The 12,147-nt window shown below is 59.2% G+C and carries 12 protein-coding genes; 3 read left to right on the top strand and 9 right to left on the bottom strand.

Translation table 11 applies throughout. The annotated features are described in order from the left end of the window. From ACPYOJ_RS32100 to ACPYOJ_RS32090, 3 genes are all read right to left on the bottom strand, one after another. A partial coding sequence (locus ACPYOJ_RS32100) for an ABC transporter ATP-binding protein (RefSeq protein WP_481419858.1) occupies positions 1 to 1,784 on the bottom strand: 1,784 nt, incomplete at its 3' end. A 67-nt stretch (positions 1,785 to 1,851) separates the two neighbouring features. Further along, positions 1,852 to 2,955, bottom strand: a complete 1,104-nt coding sequence (locus ACPYOJ_RS32095; protein WP_481419857.1) for a glycosyltransferase family 2 protein — start codon at positions 2,953 to 2,955, stop codon at positions 1,852 to 1,854. 75 nt (positions 2,956 to 3,030) lie between these two features. Beyond that, entirely contained in the window at positions 3,031 to 4,083 is a 1,053-nt protein-coding gene (locus ACPYOJ_RS32090; protein ID WP_481419856.1) for an acyltransferase family protein, read from the bottom strand. A gap of 1,406 nt (positions 4,084 to 5,489) precedes the next feature. Between ACPYOJ_RS32090 and ACPYOJ_RS32085 the strand changes: the two genes are divergently transcribed. Then, a complete protein-coding gene (locus ACPYOJ_RS32085) occupies positions 5,490 to 7,073 on the top strand; it encodes a Na+/H+ antiporter (protein WP_481419855.1) in 1,584 nt (527 codons plus the stop codon). A gap of 94 nt (positions 7,074 to 7,167) precedes the next feature. Here the strand turns inward: ACPYOJ_RS32085 and ACPYOJ_RS32080 are convergent, their stop codons facing one another. Then, positions 7,168 to 7,434: a hypothetical protein gene (locus ACPYOJ_RS32080; RefSeq protein ID WP_481419854.1), complete on the bottom strand. Its 267-nt coding sequence runs from the start codon at positions 7,432 to 7,434 to the stop codon at positions 7,168 to 7,170. Here ACPYOJ_RS32080 and ACPYOJ_RS32075 point away from each other — a divergent pair. Further along, positions 7,361 to 7,579 carry a hypothetical protein gene (locus ACPYOJ_RS32075; protein WP_481419860.1) on the top strand — a complete coding sequence of 73 codons (219 nt, stop codon included), beginning with the start codon at positions 7,361 to 7,363 and terminating at the stop codon, positions 7,577 to 7,579. The two genes, ACPYOJ_RS32080 and ACPYOJ_RS32075, sit on opposite strands and share 74 nt — an antisense overlap. Before the next feature lie 148 nt (positions 7,580 to 7,727). After that, on the top strand, positions 7,728 to 7,940 hold the full coding sequence (locus ACPYOJ_RS32070; protein WP_481419853.1) for a hypothetical protein: 213 nt from the start codon (positions 7,728 to 7,730) through the stop codon (positions 7,938 to 7,940). Positions 7,941 to 7,950: 10 nt separating this feature from the next. Here ACPYOJ_RS32070 and ACPYOJ_RS32065 read toward each other — a convergent pair whose 3' ends face one another. The 5 genes from ACPYOJ_RS32065 to ACPYOJ_RS32045 form a co-directional block, all read right to left on the bottom strand. Continuing rightward, positions 7,951 to 8,100 carry a hypothetical protein gene (locus ACPYOJ_RS32065; protein ID WP_481419852.1) on the bottom strand — a complete coding sequence of 50 codons (150 nt, stop codon included), beginning with the start codon at positions 8,098 to 8,100 and terminating at the stop codon, positions 7,951 to 7,953. Positions 8,101 to 8,173: 73 nt separating this feature from the next. Next, on the bottom strand, positions 8,174 to 8,467 hold the full coding sequence (locus ACPYOJ_RS32060) for a RodZ family helix-turn-helix domain-containing protein (RefSeq protein WP_481419859.1): 294 nt from the start codon (positions 8,465 to 8,467) through the stop codon (positions 8,174 to 8,176). 39 nt (positions 8,468 to 8,506) lie between these two features. Beyond that, positions 8,507 to 9,748, bottom strand: a complete 1,242-nt coding sequence (locus ACPYOJ_RS32055; protein WP_481419851.1) for an O-antigen ligase family protein — start codon at positions 9,746 to 9,748, stop codon at positions 8,507 to 8,509. Beyond that, complete coding sequence (locus tag ACPYOJ_RS32050) at positions 9,745 to 11,292, bottom strand: undecaprenyl-phosphate glucose phosphotransferase (protein WP_481419850.1); 1,548 nt, start codon at positions 11,290 to 11,292, stop codon at positions 9,745 to 9,747. Before ACPYOJ_RS32050 ends, ACPYOJ_RS32055 begins: the two co-directional genes overlap by 4 nt. Before the next feature lie 46 nt (positions 11,293 to 11,338). Beyond that, the coding region (locus ACPYOJ_RS32045; RefSeq protein ID WP_481419849.1) for a glycosyltransferase family 4 protein at positions 11,339 to 12,147 on the bottom strand (809 nt) is incomplete at its 5' end.

The following is a 12,147-nucleotide window of genomic DNA, read 5'->3' as shown; positions in this document are numbered from 1 at the left end:
TACGAAGAGAGCCCTTCATGCTCGTAGAGCTGGTCCATGCTCAATGTCGCGACCTCGGCAAAGGGGATCTGATTCCTAACCCGGCCACCATCGAGTATGACGACTTCGTCGCAGAATGAAATGGTGCTGCGGTGATGGCTGATGACGATTGTCGTGCGACGACCGGCTCTTGATTTCAAGGTCTCAACGATTGCCGCCTCGGACAATCCGTCCATGGCGTTCGTGGCCTCGTCCAGAATCAGAATTTCCGGATCACGCACCAAGGCTCTTGCCAACGCGATCCGCTGCCGTTGCCCCGCCGAAAGACTGGCTCCCCTGTAGCCGACGAGAGTCTCATATCCGTCAGGCAGCTTCTCGATGAACTCGTGCGCCTCAGCGAGCTTCGATGCGCTCTCCGCCTCGGCGAGCGATGCATTGTGACCATAGGTAATGTTTTCCAGGATCGTACCCTCAACCAGCTCGAGGTCCTGGCTGGCGAGCGCAATCCGTCTTCGCCATAGGACAGGATCGATTTGATTGAGCGAGACGCCGTCGATCAGAATGTTTCCCTCATCGGGTTCCACAAATCGGCACAGAAGATTGACGATCGTGGTTTTTCCAGCGCCGGATCGTCCGACAATTGCCGTCGAGCGGCCTTGGCGGACTTCGAAGGTCGCGCCGCGCAGCACCATAGGTCGCGAGCCGGAGCCTGGATATTTCAAACTTACGCGATCGAATTTGATCTGTTTGGGAAGCGCGGGAACCACGCGGTTTCCTGATGGCGGCGCCGGTTTGTCAGATGAATCCAAGAGCCACCTGACCTCTTCCAAGGAACCGCTCCAGCTTTGCACCTGGCTCCATGCCATTTGCAGCGAACGTACATGCGGTTGCAGCCGATAAAGCAGGACCACGAAAGCCACGATAATCGGAAAACTTACGCCCCAAACCCAGGCACTCACGACGACGGTTAGAAAAAGAGCCGAATGCAGCACTTCGGTTAGCGGAGGCAGTACTGCCTGGCGGGATTGTAGAACGAACCCTGCTTTGCGCACGGCATCCGAAGCGGAATCAAAGAATGCTTTCTCGCGCTGTTCCTGTCCGAATGCACGGATTAATCGCCCGGCGTGCACGAGATGGAGCATCCGGGCGGCAAGTTCGCTGTTGAAGGAAGTGACATTCCGGCTCAGCGCTTTCAGAGTGGCTGACAGGGCTGCGTGAATAGCCTGAATGAGAACAAGCCCCAGTGCGACGCCCAATGTCATCTGCCATGAAAGAAGCAAGAGGAAGGCAAGCAAGATGACGGCTGCCGATGCGTAGACGATCGACGCGAGGACAGATTGTATTGCATCCGAAGCCCGCCAGGATTCGGTGGAAATGATGTTCAGCAGCCGCCCAGGGCTTTGCTGGAGGAAAAACGGGTATCCAATCGTCAAAAGCTGGCCGGCAAGAGAGCTTCGGATCGCATGGCCGGCTTTGCCATAGATGAAATTTGTGAGCACGGCGTTGGCGAACGCTAGGACATTCTTCAGGATGATCAATCCCAGGATGGCGCCTGCGATCACAATCAGCCTTGTCCGGTCATCCAAGCCAGCACCCACTTGCTGGAAGACCGCTGAGAGGCCGGCCAGTCCCGAGGGATCCTTATCGCCGGCGATAATACCCAGCATCGGAATGATGAGACCAATGCCTGTGCCTTCAAGGACGGCGCTGCCTAGCCCTAAAACAACGACAACCGCAACCAGGCTCAGCCGCGCGCCCAGCGCCTGACGTAAAAGCCGAAGACTTGAGGTAACGAATTCTAGCATGGCGGTTGAGACCTCAGAAGCCGGGCGAGTGCGCCTACGCGCGGGATTTTGCGGTGCTCCTGCGCCATTATGCGAGCCCGCTAAGCGGCTGTACGGTTTCGATGCGCACCGACTGACAGTAACGTACCAGCGCGTCCAGTCGCCGGGTTGCGCGATCTGACATCCGGCCCAACAATGGTGAGTGGAGGGCGGAGTGAAGACCGTATCGTTCTCGACGTCGGATAACCTGCCACTTTCCGGTTCGCGTGAGAAAGTCGTGCGTTAGCTCCGGTTGCTGCGCATCGATAATCAACCGATACAGGAAGTAGAAGAGACACAAGGCTCCGTCCGCATGGCTGGAGGATGTCGGCTCTAGTTGCTGGGCAATTTTTCGGTCTATCGAGAGGATGCAACTAGCGGCACGGCGTACCGTCCCGCAAGTGACGGCAGTGCCGATGTCACGAAGGGCGTCGGGATCGTCGCCAAGAAATTGCTGCCCGAGATTCTCGGTAACGATCTTCAGGTGGGTTCGGCGCATTTGCTGCTTGTGCCTGCTGGTGACGCTGTCGTCGTGAATACGATAGGCGACCAGGCTCTCATCGATCATGGCGGCTGGAAGCTCTCGTGCGATGCGCCTGAAGAGATCGAAGTCCTCCGCGTGCACGTAGCCGGCATCATATACCAGCATGCCGTCAGGGATGACCTTGCGGTTGTACATCACGGTCGAGTGCATGAAGATCGTAAAGAACATCGACAGTATGTGCCACTCCCCGGACTGATAGACCGGATCTGGTTTGCCGAGTACCACGCGATTGCCGACAAGCTGATCGATGCCCGTACCACAAATCGCGAGCTCAGGCCGTTGCGCAAACAAGGCAACCTGGCGTGAAAACCGCGATGGATAGGAAATATCGTCTGCATCCATCCTGGCGATCAGATCACCGTTGGCCAGAGCGATGCCCTCGTTCAAAGTCGCAATAAGCCCGCGATTCTCCCTCGAGACGATGCGGATGCGGTCGTCGGCTTTTTGATGCCGTTGGAGGATGGCCAGCGATTGATCGGTGGAGCCGTCATCGAGCGCGATCACTTCAAGGTGCGAGTACTCCTGACGCAGAATGCTTTCGAGCGCAGCGGCCACGTAGGCTTCAGCGTTGTAGACAGGGAGCACCACAGAGATCAATGGATCAGACATCGTTCAGCTTTCCTGTTATCGGGAACCAGCGCTCTGGGACGCTGCGGCAATGGCATATTCGCGGACGCTTCATATTCAGGTCCCTGCCGCCTCGCTCGCCTCGACAGGCGATGGCGCGCGGCTTTTGGAGCTGACATAAGGAAAGTGACGTTTGAGCTGGTTGAGCGGCTTCTCGAAGGCCAGCCAGGAAATCGAAGCGACCATCAAAGTGGCAATGGTTCCGACGGCAAAACGTCCCGGACCCTGTTCTGAGACGTTGACCGGGATCCAGGCTTGAGCCTTGACGAGCAGCGAAAGCACGATTGGATGGAAAAGGTAAACGCCGTAGCTGACGCGTCCGATGGCGACGATGGGCGGGAGTTGTAGCAGGCGCCAGGGGGCTCCTCGCAAGCCTGACGAAGCATATCCGACGAGCATGACGAATGGTACGAGGGGCGAAAGTTCCGCGCCGATCCATGTCAGCCATTCAAGCGCGGGTGCCATGGGGACTGATTTTAGCCACAGGAAAATGATGGCGGCGGCAGTCAAGGGAACGCAGCTTAGCCGCATCCATTGTGGCCAAGCGTCGGTAGTACGTCGATAGACGGCAAGGAGCGCGCCTCCGACAAGCGCATCCATCGACGCGGGCGGAAGAAGATCGCGCGCAAGAGATGCTGTGCCCGTCAGTGGCCAGTAGAGGCGATACGCCAGTGAGAACGTGATGACGGCGACGCAGACCGGTGCAATCAATCGGCGCGGAGCCAGCAGGATGACCAGCGGCCAGGCGATGTAAAACTGCTCCTCTATGCTGAGGCTCCAGGTGTGACACAACACCCAGGGCGCCCATTCATCGCGGAGGGCATACCAGAAGTTCGAGAGATAGAGCGCGTGCCACTTGAGGCTGCCTCGAGCTCCTTCAAGGTTAACAAACCAAACGAAACCCAAGACCGCGAAGTAAGGAGGGAATATGCGCAACGCGCGGCGAATATAGAACGATTTCAACGCAGTGGTTGCTTCATATCGAACGGTTGAACGCGCTTCCAAGAGGAGGCGTGTAATCAGGAAACCACTGAGCACAAAGAAGAGGCGAACGCCAAGATGGCCTGAAACGGATCCCCCGGTTGCCCAGAAATGGTCGTAGAGCACCATTGAAATGGCAAGAGTCCGAAGTCCATCAAGTGGCAATTCGCGTGCATGGAACATGGATCTCCTCAACCTCGAGACCCTGCTCGCCGGAGCATAGTCCCGATGACATTCGTGCAATCACCTGTGTGTTGTTCGTTCCGTTCCGGGCGGAGCGGATTGAAGTATCGAAGCACCCCTAAAAATTATAGGAAATCGGGCCAAACTGTGACGCTAGCGCAGGATCGGACTTTGGTCTGACATGGATTTCGCCTGCGTATTCAGCCTCAGCCGGCATGATCTGGAGCGTGATTAAGGGAGAGAAGTAGCCCTCAAGGCCTACCATTCCGGCCGGCTGGGCGATTGGATCAAGGTCGGACACCGGCTTCTCAGACGGCAGCGCCTACGGCTTCAGCGCGCCAGTAGAGGCAGCACCCCAGTCTTCCGCTCGGTTTCAGAAACGAGAACCGGCCATTCCCAACCACTGCTGAAGTCGATAGCGATTCCGGCCCGTTCGCCTAGCTGTCTCTGGGTAAGGCCCAGCATTACGCGCGCAGCTTTCAACAGAGGCGCGGGAATCATAACGCCAAAGCCCACAGGTGGCGGAGACCCGGCCTAGGGTCCTGGGAGGGTTTTTGCCGGGTCTCCTTTTGCCGCACTGGGGTGCATGCGGCCCCATACTGTTGATCGAGCCCGGTCGATTCGAGCCATTGCAATGAACCGGTAAGGATAACAGCCGGTTAATATCCACCGGACGCGTTTCGATACGGCACGCGGAACTGGGTATCGGGGGCAGCAAAGACGCTGCCGGCGTTGCAGCATCCTCTCGAAATGGCTCGTAACCTGACGAAGCAACGTCGTTGCCAGTCTAAACAGCCGCACGATTGCCGCCTTTTCGGGCGGCTATTTCTTTGAGGCACGCGTGATATTCACAGCTCCTGCACCGTTCGCGTCGTGCCGCTGCGCCTTAGGCAAAAGCGAGAACGGGTGCGGAGACGATGACCAAGGCCAGAATCGAGGCGGCTGTCAGCTTAATTTTGCGCATGCGACGGGTACGCACGCCGGTCCAGTCATAGACCATAGTCGAAGATCCTCATGATCGTGGGGCGCCGGCCGGAAACGATTCTCCAGACCTAAGTTCACGCCACCTGTTGCAAGCGCTTCTATCGCCTCACTCGCTTGCCTGAAGCTTTCGATAACAATCCGGATCACCCACCATGCCGGTCCTCGACCCGCAAACGAATCCGCACGCTCTCCTGCCAAGGTGTTGCGTCTTCGCGAAGGACGCCGGGGGCGCGGCGGCGGTTTGATGACCGCTCTCTCACGGCAGCTTTTTTCTCATGATGAGGCAGCAACGCTGTGGAACCATTGCATTTCGATTGGCTACGCCTTTTGATGCGAACCATCGCAATGAACCGGCACCGGGGGCGAGCATGGAGGGCATTCACCTATTCGAGCTGGTGATCGCGATGTTTCTTGCGATCATCGCGCTTCATTATGCCGCTCACAAGCTCGCGCTCCCACCGTCCGTCGCGCTGCTCGCCGGCGGCGCGCTGCTTGCCTTCCTGCCGGGCGTGCCAGCGATCACTGTCGATCCCGGCCTCGTGCTCGTCATCTTCCTTCCGCCGCTGCTGCTGGACGGCGCCTGGTCCATCGCCGTCGCCCGTTTGCAACGCCATATGATCGGTATCGCCTCGCTTGCCGTCGGCGCGGTGTTCTTCACCTGCGCTGCGGTGGCAGTCGTGACCCATCTCCTCTTTCCGTCGCTTCCCTGGGCTGCCTGCGCGGCACTTGGCGCGATCGTATCGCCACCGGACGCCGTTTCCGCCCGCGCCGTTCTGGAGCGGGTGAGACTCCCTCGGCGGCTTCAGATTCTGCTTGAAGGCGAGAGCCTTCTCAACGATGCGAGCGGCCTGGTGCTCTTTCGTTTCGCTGTTGCGGCCGCCGCAACCGGAGCCTTCAGCACGATCGAGGCGGTTGGAAACTTCTTCCTGCTGGGGCTCGGCGGTGCCGTCGTCGGGGTTGTCGTTGGGACCGCATGGGTCAAATTCGTTCGGCGCCTTGGCGATGAATACCTCATCATCGCCGCGACGACGCTGTTGGCCTGGATTTCCTATATGCTTGGAGAGCTGCTTCACGTTTCAGGTGTCATCGCCACCGTCACGACAGGCCTGATTGCGACCTGGCACCAGCACACCGTGCTTTCGGCCGCAACGCGCATGCGAGGCTCGTCGTTCTGGACTGTGGTGATCTTCCTGATGGAAGCTTCGGTCTTCATATTGATCGGCTTGTCCTTGAGGGGCATCGTCGAGCGCGGTGGCGGCTTTGGCACGGTGGTCGCGACGATGGTGCTGCCGATATTGGTAATCCTCCTTACGCTGGTGGCCGCGCGCTTCGCCTGGGTGTTTGGATCCGATCTTGTCATCAAACTGTGCAACGCATTGGGCGCGGAACGAGCCCAGCCGCTTGGAGTTGGCGGCGCTACCGTCCTAAGCTGGGCGGGTGTCCGCGGCGTGGTCACGCTCGCACTAGCCCTGAGCTTGCCCGAGGACTTCCCTGGCCGCGACTTCATTCTGGTGACTTCGTTCGCCGTCATCATCGGAACGGTGCTCGTGCAGGGCACAACGCTGGGGCGGGTGATCAGTTGGGCAAGGCTCACCGATCCGGAGTCGGAAAAAGCACGCCTCACCATGAGTCAGGCAGAAGCCGCCATGGCTCAGGCGCAACTGGTTACCGTCCAAAGCCTGGCATACGACGCGGAGGGAAATCTCATTCACCCTCGTCTGCTGGAGCAATATCAGCGCAGGGCCACCGCGATTATCGACTATGCCGAGCGCACGGAACAGTACGTGCCCGTGCTACACGCTCATTTCGATGTCGTTCTCAGGGCGGTGGCGACTGGACGCCGGGAACTCATTCGTCTTCACCGAGCCGGTGATATTGATGACGAGACGCTGCAGGAGTTGGAACGGGATCTCGATCTCGAGGAACTAAGTGCGATTTCTGCAAAGTCGTGAAGAGGCAAACGCTGATCTCACGAGAGAAGAAGTTGAGAGACCTGCCGCGTCGATGCGGGCCTCCAGTGGAGGACGACGCTATCCGCATATCTGCTCAGTCGTGACTGTCGACCACGTCCCGTCGCCTGACCAGTTTGAGGCTCCTGTCCGGCTGGATAATGTATGTCTCCTCGACCCATCGGCCGGTCGGGTCGATAAACGTATGGGGAAGAACGGAGCCGGGCGGCGATTTGGTCAATTTCGCCGCTGGCTGACCCCCATATGTGATACTTCCCCGGATTGGCTCGATGCCTTCGGAAGTGCTGGTGCAGCCGGATAGCGCGAGGGCAACGACCAAAATCATCCTTGAAATTTTCACCATTGGCGACCTTTTGAGCATTTGTCACGGGCGGCGGCCAGCTCTTTTCGAGAGTCCCGCAGCACGAAAGTTGACGGCTCTCTACGACTATGCGGCGAAGCATAAGCTTAATTACCGCGCGAAAAAAGCCGACAAAGAAGGCCCATAAAACGCGCCGCTACTCCCGATTTTTCTGGAAGAATCGTGCCAGTTGCCAAGCTGCAGGCCGGCGCGCATACTATCACCATCGTCGGCTATGGATGGGCGGCCGGTGATTGAAGCGGTTGTGCTTTCGCCCTAATGGAAAGTGCGCCCCAATGCTCGATACACGAATTCATCCCCTTGATCTGCCGCTGTTTTCAAGCGATCTGGATGTGATTTCCAGAGTGCTTGACGCTGTCTGTGCGGAAAGAGGGCTGAGCCGCAACACGCCAGAGGCCGAACGCCTCGGCGCGGTGATTATCCAGCTCTACCGCCAGGGCGCAAAGGACGGCGCGAAACTCACCGCCCTTGCACAGGCGTATCTCTAGGCTCCGCCTATCACTTTTCCTCGACCGAAATGCCATGCTCCCCGATGCGGAGCTCGACGCCATCGGGCTTGCGTTCCTCGTGGATAATATAGGCGCCCAAGCCGATGACGATGACGACCAGGGCGCCGATGACGAAATAGAGGCCATTGCTGCGGGTCAAGACAAATCCCCCAACCGTTGACGGTGCGGAGAAAACGCCAGCAGGCTCACTCGGGTTCCGCGCGTTGCAGTTGTCAGCCGTCGTTGGAGGCGTTGAGAAATTCGGGACGGATGCCGTCATCGCTTTCCGAGCGCGCCCGAAGACGCACGCCGGGACCGCCTTCGTCCTGGCCGCCGCTTGAGATGAAGATTACGCCAGCTGCTTCCAGCGCGTGTTTGGCCGCGAGAAAAGCGCGGGGCTCGCCCACTCCATCGCCGTCTTCAAGCGCTTCAATGATATCCGGCGCGAGGCCGGATGCGGCTGCGAGTTCATTGATGCTCATTCCGGTCATGGCGCGTGCGCCACGTATCTGAATTCCTGTGATCATGTTTGAGAGTGTAGCGCTCATCTCGCCATTCTCAAGTGCTTAGCGGCTTGAGCGAGCCAAATCGCACTGGTGCTTATGTTCGAGTGCGGCGCATCCCCAGACGATGCCGAAGAGCAGATAGACATGCCGCCAATGGTCAAGATCGATGACATTGCCGATCGCGGCGTGCCCGATGAGGCAGATCCAGGCGACCATCAGGTAGGGCTGCCAAGGCCGCTCCTTGAGGAGGTTCTTGAAGCCGAGGTAGAGCGTCCAGATGAACATCGACACATAGCTGACGAAACCAAGCCAGCCATAGGTCGTCAGCGACTTCAGCCAGATATTGTGTTCGTCTTCCGGAAATATCGTGCCGAACACCATCGGCCCGATGCCGAGCGGCCTTTCCATCATCATCTGGAAGCCGATGCGGTGACGGTCGAAACGTCCGAGGTACTCGCCGTCATATTGCTGGACGAGTTGTGCCCGGGTGCTGAAGAGGTCGCTGACCTTCGGAAACTGCAGCGCGATGACGAGGGCCGCCACCATCAGCAAGATCGCCGACAAGGAAAGGATGAGGATGCGCAACCGAAAGGCGCCGCTTCTCTCTTTCAGGAGCATCAGGAAGATGAGCAGCACGACTCCGAGCAGGAAGAGGCCCCAGGCGGCACGCGAAAACGACAGGAATACGCCGAGCGCAAGGATCAGCAATGCGCCGGCGCGAAGCAGCGAGGTTTTCAGGTCGCGTGTCAGAATGCCGTGAACGAGATAGAGCGACGGCGCGACGAGGAACGGGCCGAAGACGTTCGGATCCTGAAACGCGCCCTTCGCACGGTCGTAGAGCGTAAAGACTTCCGCGCCGGGAAAGGCATGGAAATAGCCGAGAATACCGAGTGACGAGGTGATGAGGGCGGCAAAGACCCAGGCATTGAGGATGAGCGCCAGCCTCCTGGCGCTGTCTTCGATGATTGCGGCGTAGAAGACCGAAGTCAGCGCAAGGAACGTCGAGACGGCGATGTACATCGGACCGCCGGTCATGTCCTTCATCTGCGTCAGCGAAAGCATGCCGCCGACATTGAAGGTCAAGAGCAGCGTTAGCAGGATTGCGGTGTAGCGCGAAATACGAAGGCCGAGAATGAACCAGATTCCGACCAGCCCGGCCATCCAGAGCTCGTAGGGCGCGGGCTCGTCGATCACGAAGCCGGAGAGGAAGACGCCGAAGGCGACCATCGCCGAGCCGATAAGGCGCAACGTCGCGCGCTGCGGCTGGGCGACGCGGGAATATGTCGCCTCGATCGCGCTCAATAGGCGTTTTCCGTGTTGAGCAGCCGGATCGGTGTCAGGAACAAGATCTTGAGGTCGAACCAGAGCGACCAGTTTTCGATATAGTAGAGGTCGTAGGCAGTGCGGAACTTGATCTTGTCGTCATTGTCGATCTCGCCGCGCCAGCCGTTGATCTGCGCCCAGCCGGTCACGCCGGGCTTCACGCGGTGGCGTGCGAAATAACCTTCCACAATGTCGCCCCAGGCGCGATCCTTCGTCTGCGCCAGGACCGCGTGCGGCCGGGGGCCGACGAGCGAAAGATCGCCCTTCAGTACGTTGAACAACTGCGGCAGCTCATCGATCGATGATTTGCGGATGATACGGCCGACCGGCGTCACGCGTGGGTCGCCTTTGGTCACCACCGTCTTGGCATTGTAGTCGCTCATGTTGGTGTACATGGAGCGGAACTTGAAGACGTTGATGACCTCGTTGTTGAAGCCATGGCGCTTCTGCATGAAGAAGACCGGCCCCTTGGAGGTCAGCTTGATGGCGATTGCGGTGACAACCATCACCGGCCATAACAGGAGAAGTGCCAGCGTCGCAAAGACCAGGTCGAAGCCGCGCTTGGCCACTGAGTCCCAGTCGCGGATCGGCTTCCTGAAGATGTCGAGCATCGGCACGGAGCCGATGTGAGAATAGGCACGCGGCCGGAACCGCAGGCGGTTCGCATGCGCTGCAAGACGGATATCGACCGGCAGGACCCAGAGCTTCTTGAGGAGCTGCAGAATACGGTCTTCGGCGCTGAGCGGCAGCGAGATGATCAGCATGTCGATCCGGGTCAGCCGCACGAATTCAACCAGCTCGGCAACCGTGCCCAACTTCGGATAGCCGGCGACCATGACCGGCGAGCGCTTTTCCCCGCGATCGTCGAAGATGCCGCAAATGCGGATGTCGTTATCCGCCTGCAATTCGAGCATGCGGATCAGATCCTTGGCAGGTTCGCCGCCGCCGACGATCACGGCACGGCGTTCCATGATACCGTTGCGCGCCCAGCTTCGAATCCCTTGGGCGGCGAGGAAGCGCGAGCCAAGCAGGAAGAGGGCGGCAAGCAGGAACCAGAGGAGATGCAGGTTCAACTGAGCCCAGGGGAGATCGCGAAAGAACCAGAAAATCACTTCCATTCCGGCAAAGGCAGCCGTCCACGCGCCGAAGATGCGTGGCAGCAGCCGCACGCGGGTCCTGAGCGCCGGGATGGAATAGGTATCCGCAAGTTGCAGCGCCAGGACGCCCAGCGCGGCGGCGGCGGCGGCCATACCGGCACGGGCGGCAAGGGTTTCGCTGCCGTCTCCCGGCCAGATCAGGAAGGCGGCGAGTCCGATTAAGAATTGCGAGACGAATTCGAACAGCCGAAGCTGGCCGATGACGATAGCCGGTGAATGCGTACCTTCGCGGAACTGTTCGGCAATCTGCCGGGCGTAAGGATTGATCTCGCCCGGGGCTTCCCGCTCGTCGGCAGGCTTCATCTCGGAGAGCCGCTTGCGCAGCGCTTCCACGTCGAACTGATCGTTTCTCTCTGCTTTGGTCATAGGGCTTCGGCCGCTCGTTGTCCCAAACGGCATTAGCAGAAAGGCCCTAAGAAAGATTTACGGACGCCTCATAGCTTTCGGAGGCTGGCGATCTCCCGACGAGCTGATAGTACAGTTTCAGGACATCCTTTGCCATGATCGAGGCGGAAAAGGTGGACTTTACCGACTCGGTCGAAGGCATGGCCGCGTCATGCCAGCCGGGCGTCGTCAGTGCTTCGGCCATCGCGCGGGCAAGGTCATCCGCATCATTGGGCGTAACGAGCGCAGGACTGTTCTTTCCCAAGGCCTCCGGAATGCCGCCAACGCGGCTCGCGATGATCGTCTTTCCGGCCCCGAGCCCTTCAAGGACGATATAGGGCATGGCTTCGGCACGGGACGGCACCACAAGGTTCCGTGACATCGCGAAGGCTTCCTGCACCCTCATCGGCGGCAGCATGCCGATGCGCTTGCCGAGCCCGCGTTCAACCATCATGTCACGGTATCTTTCGCGGTCCGGTCCGTCGCCGATCATCAGCGCGGAGAGCGGGCGGCCGATCAACCGCTCGGTCTTCGCAAACGCGTCCACAAACAGATCGGGACCCTTGAGGTCCCGAAGCATGCCGACATAGATGAAGTGCACGGCGTCTGATCGGGTGGGAATGATCTGGAATTCCCGCTCCCCGATCCCGTTGTAGATCAGCCGCGTCTTTGTTCTGGGACGGCCGACCTTCTTGGCATAAGTGTCACGCTCGTATTCGCAGATGAAGATGAGGGCATCGGTGAAATATTCCTGCAGCCGCTCCATCCGGAGCACGAACTGTCCGCCGAACGACGAGCGGGAATAATGCAGGCTTCCGCCATGCGCAGTATAGAGGC

Source organism: Rhizobium sp. SVR5-9E (assembly GCF_056755095.1).
This window is presented reverse-complemented; position numbering and strand designations above follow the sequence as displayed.